10 protein-coding genes and 1 tRNA gene are annotated in these 15931 nt (G+C 45.4%); 8 read left to right on the top strand and 3 right to left on the bottom strand.

What is annotated here, in order from left to right:
- Positions 1 to 212: 212 nt before the first annotated feature.
- Positions 213 to 3026 carry a TonB-dependent receptor gene (locus ACFSR5_RS11625; protein ID WP_380903903.1) on the top strand — a complete coding sequence of 938 codons (2814 nt, stop codon included), beginning with the start codon at positions 213 to 215 and terminating at the stop codon, positions 3024 to 3026.
- Positions 3027 to 3422: 396 nt separating this feature from the next.
- Here the strand turns inward: ACFSR5_RS11625 and ACFSR5_RS11620 are convergent, their stop codons facing one another.
- Positions 3423 to 4310, bottom strand: a complete 888-nt coding sequence (locus ACFSR5_RS11620; protein WP_380903901.1) for an AraC family transcriptional regulator — start codon at positions 4308 to 4310, stop codon at positions 3423 to 3425.
- A 474-nt stretch (positions 4311 to 4784) separates the two neighbouring features.
- On the opposite strand from ACFSR5_RS11620, the gene ACFSR5_RS11615 reads away from it, so the two are divergent.
- From ACFSR5_RS11615 to ACFSR5_RS11595, 5 genes are all read left to right on the top strand, one after another.
- Positions 4785 to 7973: a SusC/RagA family TonB-linked outer membrane protein gene (locus ACFSR5_RS11615; protein ID WP_380903899.1), complete on the top strand. Its 3189-nt coding sequence runs from the start codon at positions 4785 to 4787 to the stop codon at positions 7971 to 7973.
- Positions 7974 to 7991: 18 nt separating this feature from the next.
- Positions 7992 to 9656, top strand: coding sequence for a RagB/SusD family nutrient uptake outer membrane protein (locus tag ACFSR5_RS11610; RefSeq protein ID WP_380903897.1), 1665 nt, complete (start codon positions 7992 to 7994; stop codon positions 9654 to 9656).
- Between the two features lie 193 nt (positions 9657 to 9849).
- Entirely contained in the window at positions 9850 to 10395 is a 546-nt protein-coding gene (locus ACFSR5_RS11605) for a DUF488 domain-containing protein (protein ID WP_380903895.1), read from the top strand.
- Positions 10396 to 10425: 30 nt separating this feature from the next.
- Positions 10426 to 10752, top strand: a complete 327-nt coding sequence (locus ACFSR5_RS11600) for a hypothetical protein (RefSeq protein ID WP_380903893.1) — start codon at positions 10426 to 10428, stop codon at positions 10750 to 10752.
- A 243-nt stretch (positions 10753 to 10995) separates the two neighbouring features.
- Positions 10996 to 12876, top strand: a complete 1881-nt coding sequence (locus ACFSR5_RS11595) for a serine hydrolase domain-containing protein (protein ID WP_380903891.1) — start codon at positions 10996 to 10998, stop codon at positions 12874 to 12876.
- Positions 12877 to 13015: 139 nt separating this feature from the next.
- On the opposite strand, the gene ACFSR5_RS11590 is transcribed toward ACFSR5_RS11595, so the two are convergent.
- Together ACFSR5_RS11590 and ACFSR5_RS11585 are read right to left on the bottom strand one after the other, a co-directional pair.
- The gene (locus tag ACFSR5_RS11590; RefSeq protein ID WP_380903889.1) at positions 13016 to 13408 is read right to left on the bottom strand and encodes a VOC family protein; all 393 of its coding nucleotides are present in this window, start codon (positions 13406 to 13408) and stop codon (positions 13016 to 13018) included.
- Between the two features lie 200 nt (positions 13409 to 13608).
- Positions 13609 to 13682, bottom strand: a tRNA-Met gene (locus tag ACFSR5_RS11585).
- Between the two features lie 229 nt (positions 13683 to 13911).
- Between ACFSR5_RS11585 and ACFSR5_RS11580 the strand changes: the two genes are divergently transcribed.
- Together ACFSR5_RS11580 and ACFSR5_RS11575 are read left to right on the top strand one after the other, a co-directional pair.
- Entirely contained in the window at positions 13912 to 14289 is a 378-nt protein-coding gene (locus ACFSR5_RS11580; protein WP_380903887.1) for an START-like domain-containing protein, read from the top strand.
- A gap of 133 nt (positions 14290 to 14422) precedes the next feature.
- Entirely contained in the window at positions 14423 to 15889 is a 1467-nt protein-coding gene (locus ACFSR5_RS11575; RefSeq protein WP_380903885.1) for an LptF/LptG family permease, read from the top strand.
- The last annotated feature ends 42 nt before the right edge of the window (positions 15890 to 15931 follow it).

Here is a 15931-nt window from a genome sequence, read left to right as displayed (position 1 = left end):
ACATAATATTTCGAAAAATTATAAAAAGCCTTTGTTTGACCGATGTCAAACAAAGGCTTTTTTGTTTAATTATCCCATAAAGCGACGTAAAACACGCTTTAACACAATGTTAAGCAGGAACGATCAATATTATCATATTATTAATTATACTAAACAAATATTTACATATACTATACTATACCTATTTTTGTACCATACTTTTAAACATAATTATGAAAACAAACGTATGGTACAGTCTACTTTTTAGTTTGCTTTGCTTTTATGCGCAGGCGCAATCACTAAGTATCTCCGGAAAAATTGTCGACGCCCAAGGGCCGCTCCCGGGTGTTTTGATAAAGCTCGGACAAAATTCGCCAGCTACAAGTACAAACACTAATGGCGAATTCAAAATTCAACAAGTAAAACCCGGCACATATACACTTACCGTTAGCTTTTTAGGGTATCAGACCGAAAAGCGTATCATCGCGCTAAAGCCAAACCTTTCGCTACAGCTCGATACGATCAGATTACAATCTAATCAGCATACACTCGGCACCGTAGAGGTAACTGTACACAATACCCGTCGCGCGACAGAAGCGCGGGCACTGAACATGCAGAAAACATCCAATCGGATTATGCACGTCATTGCTGCGGATGGCATTGGGAAACTTCCGGATCGCAATGCCGGCGAAGCAGTACAGCGCGTCCCCGGTGTGCTCCTGGAACGAGATCAAGGAGAAGGACGTTTTATCTCGCTGCGCGGTCTTCCCGCGGAATGGAGTTCATCGAACATGAACGGAAACCGGATCCCCACGGCCGAAGAACAAACCACATCCCGTTCAACTGCCTTTGATTTCTTTCCGTCGGAATTAATTCAATTTGTTGAAGTGTCCAAAGCCATTACCCCAGACATGGACGGCGACGCCATGGGAGGAACTGTCAATTTCATTACGAAGACCTCTCCAGACCGAAAAGTGCTGGATCTCTCTCTAGGGGGCGGATATAACGATTATGCCCGAGGAGAAGCTTACAGCGCAAGTATCCTTTATGGAACACGAAGCAAGGATCAGCGTTTTGGCTTTATCGTTAATGGAACAATCTGGAATAGGGACTGGGCAACGCACAACTTTGAGCCCCGCTTTTCGGAGAAAAATATCGCCCGCATGGAACTACGCGACTACTTCGGTACGCGGAGAACCTTGGGACTGAATGCCGCCGCAGACTATAAGCTGAACGGCAATGCAAAAATCTTTGTTCGTGGAATCTACGGCTCTTTAAATGACAACGAAAAACACAACAAACTACGTCTACGTTATGAAAAAAATCGCGCGGAAGCACAAAGTATAAATAACGAATTGATCACCCGTCTGTACGGAGGAGATATCGGCGGAGAATTTACCTTAAGCGGTAGAACATCCATGGACGTACAGCTTTCCCACTACAACAATGATTTCAACTACGGAGATATTCCCAACAAAGATTTTCCTTCCTACTTTATAGTGCAATATGACCAGCCAAACATAGGCTACACCGACCTCAATGAAAATAAGCTGACCGCATATGAAGTCGACGGCGGTGCAATCAATGCATCCTCCCCCCAGACATTACTTCCTGCTCACCACACCGTGAACGACAATAGTAAATACAGGTTCAGTTCTGTACAAATGGAGGTTCATCACATTAACGAAACCGACCGGATTATCGCCCAACTCAACTTCAAAACAAAAGTGAGCCATCGATTTGAACTAAAGTATGGGGCAAAATATCGGAATAAGCTTCGGACAGAGCGTTATGAACTGCCTACCTGGGTATGGGACGATAAAGGTGGCACAAAACCCGTTCCCTTGTATACGGATCTTCAGCTTGTTGACAAACCGCATGCAAACAGTTACCTGCGCAACATCGGCGATCACTATGTCGGTATATTCCCGAAATTTATAAAAACGCAAGATATCGGAGGATTCTTTATGAAGTATCGCGATAACTTAAAAGTAGACTCTGCCGGTTCATCGTTACTTGCCAACGGTGTTCAGACCGGTTCAAACTATGATGTATACGAGCAACATACTGCCGCCTACATGATGGGATCACTGTCCCTCTCCGACCAATTGTCGCTGGTGGGCGGGCTACGTGCTGAACACACCAATCTGCAGGTGGATGGTTGGTTGTATGAGGCGCAGGAGGGTCAACCAAATTATAAAGGCACACTTACTCCGCAATCTAAGAAAAATGACTATATCGTGCTGCTGCCGATGTTCCATTTAAAATATACACCGGCGACGAACCTGAATCTCCGGCTTGCCGCCACAAAAACGTTCGCCAGACCGGACTTTGGATCATTAGTTGCCGGCGGATCGTACAAGGTACAGGACAATACCTTCTCGTACGGCAATCCAAACCTGATCCCGATCACGGCGTACAATTTTGATCTGATGAGCGAATATTTTTTCAGCAATGTTGGTATGATCTCGGCTGGAGCATTTTATAAGCTGATTAAAGACCCCATTTTTCAAGGATCCTCTTTTTACGAAACCTTCGAAGGAAAAGACAATGTGCGGGTTTTGCAAGATCAAAACGGAGATGACGCGCATGTGGTCGGTTTTGAACTCGCTTTTCAAAAGAAATTCGATTTTCTCCCAGGGCTGCTCTCTGGCTTTGGTATACACACCAATTATACGTTTATCCGTTCTAAAATGCAGATCCTTCACAGAGACGACCATACCCGGATACCGCGCCAAGCCAATAATCTATTCAATATCGGTTTATTCTACGAAAAAGGAAAGGTGCAAACTCGACTCGCCGTCAATCATAAAGGAGTTAATATGGTGGCCTTCGGAACAGATGCATCAGGCGACGAATATTTCGACAAAAATACGACGATGGATGCCAATCTAACGTACCGCATCCATAGAAAGATCCTTCTTTTTGCCGAAGCAAACAACCTCTTAAATACGCGTTTCAAATATTTTTTAGGCGTTCCGGAACGCCCGACCCAAGTAGAGTACTATGGTGTACGGGGACAGGTGGGCATCAAACTCAGCTTATAGCGCAGATACCTTACGGAAAGAGAGATGTCCAGATGAGGACATCTCTCTTTCTGTATTGCAAAGGGACACGTGTCGCCGTCGTCTTGAAGGCTCTTTTAATACGAACCTAGCTCATAAAAGCTGTCCTGCGCGGCAACCTCATAAGCAACCAACGCAGTAAGCGCTACGGTTAATGTATATGTTTTCATAATTTTCAACATCGTTATCTTCGTGTCACCCTTCTCATTTAAATGTACCCCTTTCCATGTGGAGGAACAACAGGACACAACCCATTAAGTAACCAATTGATTACAACGGTATTAAAAAAAATCCACATCTTTTCCGAAAAGACCAAACTTCGTCCAGATTGAATTTTTCGTTATCAACTTACCTGCCACGAAACGATATCGTTTGCGCTCACTCCTGGTTAAGTGCGTTCTCCGCACGAAATTCAGAAGGCGATAGCCCCATCTGGTCTTTAAAAACCCGGGAAAAATAAAAAGGATCTGTAAAGCCCAGCCCTATCGCTATGTCGCCAATACGTCTGGACGAATACCGTAACAGGTAGCATGCTTTCTGTATCTTGATATGATTCGCATAATCAATGGGCGAATATCCGGTCTTGCGCTTGAATAGCTTCGAAAAATGAGATACCGATAGATGACAGCGGTCTGCCAAATCCTGTAGCGTAACCTTCGCTTCCAAATCCTGTTGCAAATACTGTATAACCGAGGCGATCACATGGTCGTCGTCCGTGTACGCTATTTCCTTCCAAAAGCCAGGATAAAGATAGAAACTAAAGAAATACGGAAGAATGAGGTCTACCGCCTGGTATGTTTCGAGACTGTCGCTTCGCTGCATCGCCTGATACATCTTTTCAAATAATGTGCGCATCTCGTCCGTAAAGGCTCCTTTATTTTGCTTAACGTGTGTCCGCTGCAGCAGATTCGATGCCACCTTATCCGCTTCCGCGCCCTTGAAATGCATCCAGTAAATGGTCCACGGATCGTTTAGATCAGCTTGATACGCATGCGGGGTATGTGCCGGAATGAGTATAAATTCATTCCTTTTGAGCTTATACACGGTATCGCCAAGCCATACCCTCCCTTCCCCATCCACACAATGAATCCATATGTGCTGATCACAGCCCGATCCACGACTACGAAAATGGTTATGCGCACGCGGGAAATAGCCGATATCTGTGATGTAGTACGAAAAGGCACAGTTATAATCGCGCACAGGATCTTTCGATGCAATAAAGAACATCTCCCCGTCAAACCCCTTTCTTACATCCTGTTTGGCCATATTGATTGATACGCGAACTGAATAGGTTTATAAATATCCTTCCAAAATACGTAAAAAAAGAGAAAATTCCTTTAACGAGCGTCCGATTCATGGGGATTCGTTGCAAAGCTAACCAACGCAAACGATTGATTTATTTTACGCAAACGTTTTCGTTATTCTCACTTTTTTTTAATCATCCGCTATACTCTAACTTTCGCTCTCTGGATTGTGGTAATCTACGAAACCTTGACACTATTTTACGATGAAGATATGGACGCACGCTTTATTGCTTTGGCGAATACCTCCTTCAGGTATTTCTGCCTGTTCTCAAACACAGACCTTAACCCGGATCATGTACGAGATCGCTTTCCATCCTTCGGGCCATGACGGAACAGCTGTCATGAACGCCACGCACCAGGTTTAAAAACCGGTGTATAACACACGATATTTCTATTCACAGACTTACGCAAACTACAACTATAAAACAATAATATCATGAACAAGAACACGCAAGGGCATAGCTCCACTATGTCATTACGTAGGGCCTTGACGATTGCCAGTGCTTTGGTTGCCGCACAACTGCAAGCCATGGATACCAATGTCTTCCCTATGCCGTCAACGGAAATTCGTGCCGGGCAAACGGAAATCGAAGTAGTCGGTCAAGTTTCCGACGGACAAAATCCGATACCCGGTTTAACCGTTTTACTTAAAGGTAAGTCTCAGATCGCCGTAAGTACCGACGCCACGGGTAATTTCAGTATCAAAGTGCCTGCCAATGGGATTTTAGTCTTTCAGATGATAGGCTATCAGACCAAAGAAGTGCCGGTCAACAACCAGACCTCGATGCAAGTCACCATGTCTGCCCAGAACACCGGCCTCGAAGAAGTCGTGGTCGTCGCCTACGGGACACAGAAGAAAGCAAACCTAACAGGAGCCGTAGCAACGATCAGCAACAAACAATTGGTTGGCAGACCTGTCAGTTCTACACAAAATGCCTTGCAAGGACTGACTCCGGGCGTAACCGTATTGCAACGTCCGGGAGATGTTAATCGGAAATCTGCCGACGGCACGGCTGGAAATACAGGAGGTGTCACCATACGCGGACGTAGCAATTTAGGAAGCTCCTCGCCGATGTATATTATCGATGGCATACCGGCCAACGCGCAAGAATTTGCATCCATAAATCCGAACGACATTGAAAATATGTCGGTACTAAAAGACGCCGCCTCTGCTGCACTCTATGGTTCGCGTGCTGCTAACGGTGTGATCGTCGTTACCACCAAACGCGGAGGAGGTGATCGCGCCGTCATTAGTCTGAATGCGACTTACGGCCTGCAATCGGCCACTCGACTGCCCCATTTCACCAATTCAGCAGATTACGCCACCTTGTATAACGAAGCCATGCGAAATGCCGGGCGCGCAGAACTGTTTACACCGGAGCAAATACAAAAATTTACGGACGGGTCAGATCCTGACCTATACCCCAATACCGATTGGTATAAAACGGTACTGCGCAAGAACGCGCCGCAAAGCGATGTCAACCTGAACATTGCAGCCCCTGGAAAAATCACGGACTATTATCTCGGTTTGTCCTATTTACAGCAAGAATCATTGATTCCTGACAAGGATCAACAACGGATCGTAGCAAAACTGAATACCACCAGTAAAGTGCTGCCCGACTTACTTAAAGTTGGAACGAATTTCTCCTTTATCAAGCAGGACTACAACCGGTCTGGCGCCGATATGAGCTGGACGGAGTTAAACAGATCATTACCCACCGCTGTGGTTCGACAATCGGATGGTAATTGGGGTTCGATCAACGCAGGTGCCGCAAATGCGGATGTTGCCAAAAGAAACCAGCTGCGTCGTATAGAAGAAGGGGGCAGTTCCTGGGATCGGGACAATTATCTGCAAACGGCGATCAACGCCAGTTTAACACCTTTAGAAGGACTATCCATTAATGGATTGGCATCCTTGAAATATACCTATAGTAATTCCTGGAACTTTGACGCGTTGATTAACCCAATTCCCAATTTTTTAACAGGAGAATTGATGCCTTCCACAGCGTATACGCCGAATGAAATGAAAGAGTATTGGCGAAAACGGCAAGAGCTCTTGCTTCAAAGTACAGTCGATTATGAGCGGACTTTTGGCGCGCATTTCGCTAAAGCGACAGTAGGTGTTTCACAAGAAAGCAATATCTTCCGACAGGCTTTTGTCGGCCGGAAAAACTTCCCGAATAACGATATGACGACGGTCGGAAGTGGATCCACGAACCCTTCAGATATCAGCTCGGATGATGACGGACAGGCAAACAGAAGCCTTCAGGAAGAGTGGGCAATCCGATCCTTTTTCGGACGTGTGAACTATTCATTCGACGATCGTTACCTATTGGAAGCCAATATCCGGATGGATTATTCATCCCGTTTCCGGTCGGATCTCCGCCGTGCCGTATTCCCCTCTTTTTCTGGAGCGTGGCGGATTAGCAACGAGCAATTCATGGAAAATGTCAGCTGGATCGACAATCTTAAATTGCGCGCATCCTGGGGCTCCCTCGGGAACCAAGATGTTGTCAAAATCGGAAACTACTTTGAACTGATTAATACCGGTTATGCGTACAGTTTTGAAGGAACACCGAATGACGGCGCTTGGCAGAATCAAGGCGTAAACGCTCTGGCTCTGTGGGAGAAAGTTTACATGAGCAACGTTGGCGTGGATTTCTCGGTGTGGAAAGGGAAATTAGATATTACAGCAGATTATTTTATCAAAACGACAGATGGGATTTTGATGCAATCGCCCAAATTGCGCACCTACGGTATCCCAGACAATGGAATCCCCTATGAAAATGCCGCCAAGACTAAAAACAAAGGTTTAGAAATTGCGGTCACACACAACGGGACCATAGGTTCAGAGTTTCGGTACAGCATCAATGCCAATGTCTCTGCCATAAAAAATACAATTTTGAGTCTAGGCGACGTAAACGAGCGGACAAACAGTTACTTCATAGAACGTGTAGGCGAGTCGGTAGGGTCTATTTATGGCTACGTCGCCGATGGCCTATTTGTTGACCAAGCCGACATCAACGCGCACGCCACGCAAGCAGCTTCTACAAAACCGGGCGACATAAAGTACCGAGATATCAACGGTGATGGACTAATCAATGCCGACGATCGAACCATAATCGGAAACGATGTCCCTTGGGTAAACTATGGCTTTAATGCATCGGCTGCCTACAAAGGAATAGATTTTAGTGTGATCACCTATGGAGTTCCGGATGTACAAACGTATTTGGAAAATGAAGCCTCCTTTCCTTTCTTCAACGGGGCAGGCATCAAAGAGGAGCTAAAGAACCGCTGGACACCGGAAAACCCAGATGCCAATGCGGATTTCCCTCGATTGTTGGCCTCCGCGAATGGAACCCATAATTACAACAACCGATCGTCTTTTTGGGTATTCAGCGGCTCGTATTTCCGGATCCGTGCTATCACTTTAGGCTATACGTTTGACAAGGACGTAAGCAAAAAGTGGGGTATGTCCAATGTTCGGATTTTTGCAGCAGCAAACAATCCATTTACGATTATGGCAGATAAACGACTGTCCGATTACGATCCCGAAATAGCTTCTGGCCGTGGCGGTTATCCGGGTATTAAAACCTGGTCGGTAGGTCTCAATGCAAGTTTTTAAAAAGAGATAATTAGCATCATGAAAAAGAGAACAATAACGATATATATATCCACGCTATTAGGCATATCATCGGTGCTTAGTAGCTGTAGCAAAGATTTTTTGGAGCGTCCACCGCTCAACCAAATTTCCGAAGATACATTTTGGAAAAAAGAAGCCGACGTCTTTCAGGCCGTCAACGGTGTTTACAATAAATTGGGCGGAGATGGTATCATTTACGACGATGGTGCAACAGACAACGCACACGCACAATATCCATGGGAAAGCTTTGCCACTGAAATTTCATCAGGCAACGTAACGACCGCCCTTACAGGCAGCTGGAATTTCGAAGCTATACGCCGGTGTAACTATTTTCTGGAGAACGCAGATAAGGCGGCAGAAGTAATGGATCAAACGCTTTTGGAACGGTACAAGGCCGAAGTGCGTTTCTTACGTGCTTATTTTTATCACGATCTGACCAACAAATACGGCGCAGTACCGTTGATCACCAAGGTTTTACCATTGGGAGAAGAGAATGTTCCGAGAGACGAGAAGACGGCAATCATCCAATTCATAACGGACGAACTGAGCGCTGTTGCCGCTATCCTGCCGGCCGAATATCCAGGCGGAAAGTCTAACGAAAGAGGGCGGGCAACCAAAGGAGCAGCATGGGCACTACTGGCTCGCGTACAGCTTTATGAAGGGCAATGGGAAGCCGCTGCCGATGCGGCGCAAGATGTCATGGGCTTGGGGTATTCGCTATTTAAAGTAGGCGCCGAAAGCGGCGACGATACGAAAGACGACTATCAAAAATGGGTGGATTTCAATAGTGCAGCAGATGAACAACAATTCAGGCTTGGTTTACGCAGTTATGAAGGCCTATTCCGTCAGGTTCATGAAGGAAATAGCGAGGTCATTCTGGATCGTCAACAGATTAACCAAGTTGATGCCAACTACCTCAACACGTATCTTCCTTCGGGAGATATGGGGGGATGGAGTTCGGTCACGCCTACTCAGGCGCTGGTCGATGCATACGCGAGCTACAAAACTGGCGAACCCGTTTCGCCCACAGATCCGGCACAGCGTGCTACATGGTATAAAAACAACGATGCTCGATTTAGTAACGAGTACCGCAACCGAGATCCAAGATTTTATGCAACCGTTCTTTTTGATGGAGCGCCGTGGAACAGTTTCTCCGACGGTTTTCAATTTAAGTGGACCCCGGGTGCATCCAACATGTCGCAAACGGGATACAATTTTCGAAAACTAGTCGATCCAACTTTCTTCAAAGAGCCTATTGTGGATAATCACGCCAATGTGATCCTTCTCCGTTACGCCGAAGTGCTACTAACTTATGCCGAAGCGAAGAATGAAAGTACGGGGCCGGATGCGTCTGTTTTCGAGGCACTAGACCAGATCCGACAACGGGCAGGCATGGCCAAAGTCGATCGAAGCAAGTACGGATCAAAGGAACTGCTCAGAAGCTTAATCCGCCAAGAGCGACGGGTTGAACTAGCGCTGGAAGGTCAACGTTTCATGGATATACGAAGATGGGACATTGCACCACAAGTCATGAAAAATATCTACGACGTACGCAATACCCTAGCACAGGAAAGAATATGGGACGACAAGCTGAACCTACTCCCAGTTCCACAAAGGGAGATCGATCTAGCTCAAGGTATATTAACGCAAAACCCCGGATATTAGCGGGAGAGTCCCGTGTATATGATCGTACCGGTCAAACAACTGCCATTGGATAGGTTCCAATGGCAGTTGTCTTTCCTAACCTCCGCAAACAACAGGAACATATCGCCCAGCGTTCGATGACCTCCAAAGAACAAAACCGTTTGTAGATTGTTCGATAGGTAGTTCACACACGCTGTCAGAAAACCACGATATCATGCCCGCAAAAAAAACGATCTATACCATCGGACATTCGACACATGCAATGGAAGATTTTATACGTATGCTTCAGGCGTTTGACATAGAGGTTTTAGTTGACATCAGGCGATTTCCAGGCTCCCGTAACTATCCAGCCTACAACAAAGAATCCTTGGCCATCTCGTTGGATAAAGAAGGTATAAGATATATACATCTGCAAGAGCTTGGCGGCCGCCGTCCGGTCCAGCCCGGCTCTAAAAATACACGGTGGCGGAATAAATCATTTCAGGGGTACGCCGACTATATGGAGCGTGTTCCTTTTCAAAAAGCAATTCGCCAGTTGGAGGGTATCGCAGCAGAACAGATCACCGTATACATGTGTTCGGAGGCGGTATGGTGGCGTTGCCATCGATCAATGGTCTCCGATTATCTGAAAGCAAAGGGATGGACTGTTTTACATATCTTATCCGCGAACAAAGCGGACGAACATCCCTACACCGCTCCAGCACAGATCGCCAACGGACAAGTCAGTTACAAAGAGAAAAACTTGTTTTCAGAAGAATAATTTCCATTTCGAAATGTTTCTGAAATCCGTATGGGGGCCTTCCAAGTATCGTCTACACCATTTAAGGCGTATCTCACCTCCAGGAATAATGGCATCAAGGCCATGTATCCAACCTGCACGACACCTCATATCATTTTGGCTCGAACGCTTCGACAGTTGTTTGGGGATTCTTCGAGTCGGCTTCGGAACGGAGTCGACGCGCGTTCCGCGCTTCTTCGACAAGGGTTCGACAGGGCTTCGACAAGGGTTCGGGTACAAGCCGAGTTTCTCCCGGACAGCGGACGACGGCCAATCGACGCCTTCTCGCGGTTGTCTCGAAGTTGTCTCGAAGTTGTGTCACAGTTAAATGCCAGTTAAAACGGACTTCATCGGACTTCATCGGACTTTAACGGACTTTCATCGCTTAACCAGGAATCAAACAGAGGGTGGATAGGCTAACGACACGTAGCCTTACCCAAAGGTAATAATTTTCACAAACAAAAAACAGAACCAAACACAAAAAAATCCGGTTACTATTTTTTTCACATCTCTTCGTCCACTTGGATAGAAACGGATAGACTGCATAATTATCACGACTAAATTAGCAAAAAGAAAACGCATATGGTCACACTGAAAACCTTTTATATCCTCCTCTTCGCATCCGCCTTGTTTTGCCCTTTGAAGGCGCAACAATCCGTTCCCCACTTAGAGAGCTGCACAGAACAGCTCAAGAAACAATTGGATACCGTGATTCGGAACGAGCATATCCCGGGTCTGATGGTTGCCATTGTAAAAAAAGATCGCATCCTATTTGCCGACGGAATCGGCTACGCGGATCTCGAGCAGCATCGCCATGTGAGTCCGCACACCGCGTTTCATCTCGCGTCTATTACCAAGTTCTTTGTTGCCATGGGAGTACAACAATTAGTCGCCAATGGGAAGATTGCACTGACCGATCGCATTCACGACATTGCTCCTGAAATCCCCTTTACGAATCCGTGGGAAGCCACCGATCCTGTCCGCGTCGTTCATTTGCTCGAACATACTGCCGGTTTTAGTGATGTAGAGCTCAACAGCATGGTAAACATCAGCGGAAAACCGCTGACCGGATTAGACGCCCTCGAAGCGGTTAGCAATTCGCTCACCGTACGCTGGAGGCCAGGTATAAAGACCTCCTATTCCAACCCGGGATATAATGTCCTTGGCTATCTGATCGAAAAAGTTACCGGCATGTCCTGGGACGTGTATATAGAACAAACCCTACTTTCGCCCTTAGGAATGGACGAAACACTTTTTGATCGGAATGGACAACGACGCCCTCAATTCGCTACAGGCTACGATTTTCAAAACGGTGTGCATCGTCCCATGCCCTTTTATTTACCAAGTGGAAACGGCGCCGGAAGTGCATTGGTCTCTACGGCAAACGATATGGCTAAATTTTTATATTATTTGCTGAATGGCCGTGCAGACAGTAGCTTGCTACGGCCTGAAGATCTCACGGAGATGGAAACCGTACACAGTACACTGGCCGCAAACGCAGGACTGCAGACAGGTTACGCGCTCGGAAACGACTTATTCCCTAACAACAAAAAGGTAAGTTTTCGCGGACACAACGGCAAAGGAGAAGGTTTCGTATCATGGGTGTTCTTCAACCGTGAAGCAGGTTTGGCGTATGCCATTTCTGCAAACGCGGTAGTAAACCTCTGGCCAGTCTCGCAGGCGATCGAAGAATTATTGACACAGGACATCGAAGCACCAAAGCTAACGACTTTCCCACTCGATAAAGATAGCATAGCGCCCTTATTAGGACATTATCAGTTTACAAATCCAAAAAATGAGCGTTGGGAATTTTTCAAGCGTATCTTTGGGCACATCGAACTACAGCACATTAGCGGTGATAAACTCATTGTTGACAAAGGAAATGGACAAATCGATTCGCTACTCCATATGGGCAATGGGATTTTTCGTCTACAAGGAGACATCCTACCTTATTTTATTTTGGCACGTGACGCGGCAGGACGCCCCTTCTTTCAAGGATATGGCAACGGTTTTTATCGACCAGTTTCCTATAGCTCAGTTTTGATCCGACAAGTCCCCATTTATCTCGGACTTATCGCGCTGGCAGTCTATTTCCTATACAGTTGCGTTGGCATTATCCTCACGCTGCTTCGCAAAATGAAACCCATCGATCTCTTTATCCCCCTGCTACCCGTACTGGGCACCTTCTCTTTTTTATTTGCTTTTCGAACGATGGGTTTAACAGACGCCAGTCATAAAGAACTGTTTGCATCGTTTAATTGGACAAGCTTTTCCATTTTTGCAGGCATGCTCCTATTTGCTATTTTAGTGATCAGCAGTAGCGTCTTGCTTTATCGGCGTTGGACGTATTTCAACGGGCGTTGGTTTGGTGTGTTGCTCGCTTTCAGCCATTTCTTTATTGGTTACCTCGTTGTCTTGCTCGTGATAAATGGCTGGATTGGGGTACCGATTTGGATGATGTAATTTGCCGACGGGTCAATAGAATATTCTGGCTGACCACGCACATTACTCCACGATGCCGTGCAGCAGCGAAAAATCGATGGACGAGCGGCGCAAAGTTAGTCTTCTTTTGGGTCGATGCTAGCAAACAACATGTTCTGTGTCACGCGCAGATTTCGATGCAATTCCCTTCGGGATCGAGCACAATGCTTTCGTAATACCCGTCCCCTGTGGTTCTCGGTTCACCCTGTACGACATACCGATCTTGCCGCAGACGTTCCGTCAGTGTATCAACGGCTTGTTTGCTGCCAACAGAAATGGCGAAATGTGCAATCCCTTTCCGAAAGCCTCGATCTCCGGCCGACGCATCGAGCATATGTATGCTGTGCATCAATTCAATGCGCGTATGCTCTTTGCCAAAAGTCAAAAAGTAAGAAGTAAATCCTTTTCGACTGTTCACATACTTCTCGCCGCTGCTTGCCGCAAAGTATCGTATATAGAAATCCCGGACTTCCTCCAGGTTATCTACCCAAATCGCTATATGTTCTATCTTCATGTTAAAAACAAATATATGTTTTGCCGTCACTCGGAAACAAGCTTTCCTGTCAAATAAATTTCATCGCTTCGTCCAATATGCTAAGATAAGATGGACTCTCCATATTTCAGTTTCTTATAGACAGACGGATACCCAGGAATAGTTGCTGTATAAGTCCATAAAAAAAGGAAAGTTTGAATGCACAAACTTTCCTTTAGATGTAGCGGGGAGCAGGATCGAACTGCCGACCTCAGGGTTATGAATCCTGCGCTCTAACCATCTGAGCTACCCCGCCGTTTTTCGTGATGCAAATATAGCAAATACTCGTGATATGCAAAGGAAAAATTTACTTTCGTATTTTTTTTCCCAGGGCAAAATGCCAAAGAGCTCATTTAGAAACGAATAAATTCCTGTTCTCAAAATCAATAAAATTAATTGATCATTCTATTTTGATTCACAAAATAAAATTGTATTATTACAAACATCAAGAATCGTGGGCTTTAATGTTAACCAAAACAAACTGTATGGAACAGAAAACAGAAATTCATTTAGAATACATTATAAATTCATCTCCTCGAATTTTATTTCCTTTTATTCAGGAGCCCAATGCATTATCCCAATGGTTTGCTGACGATGTCAACTACAAAGATGGGGTTTACGAATTCGTATGGGACGACGAAGTAAACCGTGCCAAATTGGTTTCGACCAAAGAAAATAAATCCGTCCGTTTTAAATGGTTAGATGATGACCCTTACTATTTTGAAATAGAGATCGTACAAGACGAGCTTACAAACGATGTAGCGCTTTCGATTACAGACTTCGTTAAACCGGACAATTTGGATGACCGGAAAAAAATATGGGATAACTCCATCAGTTATTTACAAAGCGTTATCGGCGCCTAAAGCAGGTATAAACAGACGGTTATCGCGCGTAGAAACCGGTCAGGCGTGTCTGTTTTCTGCAGGTAGAAAACAGACAGTTTCAGAAAAAATCGTATCTTTGTAGGGAAATTGCAGCGGGCCAGATGGTGGTGCTATGAAGAAGATACACGTACTCATTTTACAGGCATTTATAAGACCCTTCATGGTATGTTTTTGTATCGTGATGTTTGTTCTTTTAATGCTTTTTTTGTTTAAGTATATCGATGACCTTATCGGAAAAGGTTTTGAGTGGTATGTACTCATGGAACTCATCGGTTACCAATGTGCTGTCCAATTGTCGATGGCACTCCCCTTATCCATGCTGCTATCCTCGATCATGACATTTGGCAATCTCGGCGAAAGCTATGAGCTCGTCGCCATCAAGGCGGCTGGATATTCGCTCCGTAAAGCCATGACACCATTAATTTTTTTGGTGGCCTTTTTTGCCGGAGGCTCTTTTTTGTTTTCGGATTACATCCTTCCTGTTGTTAACTTAAAAATGGGTTCCCTTTTGTGGGATGTTCGGAATAAAAAAGCCGATTTTCTAATTAAGCCTGGCATTTTTAACAGCAGTATCCCTGGATATTCCATCCGCGCAAAGAGCAAAAGTAAAGATGGTACTGTGCTCTATGACCTGATGATCTATGATCACCGATTAGGCAATGCGGCGAATAATGTCTTATTGGCCAAAGAAGGTTTCATGCAAAACTCTGCGGATAACAACTACATGATTCTGCGTCTAAAAGACGGTGTTCGCTATGAAGAGTCCCGTTCCAAAAATGCGAAACGTTACGATCCGCGCCAACAATTTACCCGTTTCCGCTTTAAAGAAACGGAACAAAAATTCGACATGGAGGCTTTCCAGATGAAACGGACCGACGAAAGTCTTTTCAAAACGCACCATTCCATGCTGAATCTCAAACAGCTGAAGCTATATACAGATTCGAATAAGCTGCAACTGGACAGTGTTTCGAGGTCGATTTTCTTAGAAACCAAGAATTATGTCAGCTATCTTTCTACTTACTATCGGGATGGTAACGTTAAACAAGCCTCTGTCAAACATTTTGACAACTTCCTAACCGACTATGTCCCAACCGATCTGCGTCGGGGCGTAATCAGTAACGCACTCGGGCAAGCACAGCAGCTTAATAATATATTCGAGATGAAGGATCCTGAATACAGAGCCTATTTAGATAAAGATATTCGCTATCACATCGAGTTCCATCGCAAGTTTACGTTGGCCGTTTCCTGTCTATTACTGTTTGCTATTGGCGCTCCATTGGGTGCGATCATCCGTAAGGGAGGCCTAGGACTGCCGGTTGTTGTTGCTATTATCTTCTTCTTAATTTACCACATTATCTCCACGATGGCCGAAAAAGCTGCAAAGGACGGCAGTATGGATCCACTTATTGGCATGTGGATGGCTATTATTGTATTATCACCTTTAGCGGCCTTCTTAACCTATAAATCGACGACGGATTCTGCCCTCTTTGATGCCGACCAATACAAGATAAAATTAGAGGCGGCTTGGAAATGGATAACGTCTAAATTCAGAAAACAAACCCCACAGCAGCAGCCTTAGATTTTTGACAAGCGAATTATACAAAAACGTGCAAAGAAATCT

This window comes from Sphingobacterium suaedae, assembly GCF_042684625.1.
Taxonomy (GTDB): Bacteria; Bacteroidota; Bacteroidia; order Sphingobacteriales; family Sphingobacteriaceae; genus Sphingobacterium; species Sphingobacterium suaedae.
The sequence above is the reverse complement of the archived record's forward strand: the minus strand, read 5'-3'. Positions and strand labels throughout refer to the sequence as shown.

What these genes read in the sequence shown, in the direction of transcription:
- ACFSR5_RS11575 (WP_380903885.1), top strand. Translation starts at nt 14,423, where the DNA reads ATGAAGAAGATACACGTACTCATTTTACAGGCATTTATAAGACCCTTC.
- ACFSR5_RS11610 (WP_380903897.1), top strand. Translation starts at nt 7,992, where the DNA reads ATGAAAAAGAGAACAATAACGATATATATATCCACGCTATTAGGCATA.
- ACFSR5_RS11590 (WP_380903889.1), bottom strand. Translation starts at nt 13,408, where the DNA reads ATGAAGATAGAACATATAGCGATTTGGGTAGATAACCTGGAGGAAGTC.
- ACFSR5_RS11580 (WP_380903887.1), top strand. Translation starts at nt 13,912, where the DNA reads ATGGAACAGAAAACAGAAATTCATTTAGAATACATTATAAATTCATCT.
- ACFSR5_RS11605 (WP_380903895.1), top strand. Translation starts at nt 9,850, where the DNA reads ATGCCCGCAAAAAAAACGATCTATACCATCGGACATTCGACACATGCA.
- ACFSR5_RS11595 (WP_380903891.1), top strand. Translation starts at nt 10,996, where the DNA reads ATGGTCACACTGAAAACCTTTTATATCCTCCTCTTCGCATCCGCCTTG.
- ACFSR5_RS11600 (WP_380903893.1), top strand. Translation starts at nt 10,426, where the DNA reads ATGGGGGCCTTCCAAGTATCGTCTACACCATTTAAGGCGTATCTCACC.
- ACFSR5_RS11615 (WP_380903899.1), top strand. Translation starts at nt 4,785, where the DNA reads ATGAACAAGAACACGCAAGGGCATAGCTCCACTATGTCATTACGTAGG.
- ACFSR5_RS11620 (WP_380903901.1), bottom strand. Translation starts at nt 4,310, where the DNA reads ATGGCCAAACAGGATGTAAGAAAGGGGTTTGACGGGGAGATGTTCTTT.
- ACFSR5_RS11625 (WP_380903903.1), top strand. Translation starts at nt 213, where the DNA reads ATGAAAACAAACGTATGGTACAGTCTACTTTTTAGTTTGCTTTGCTTT.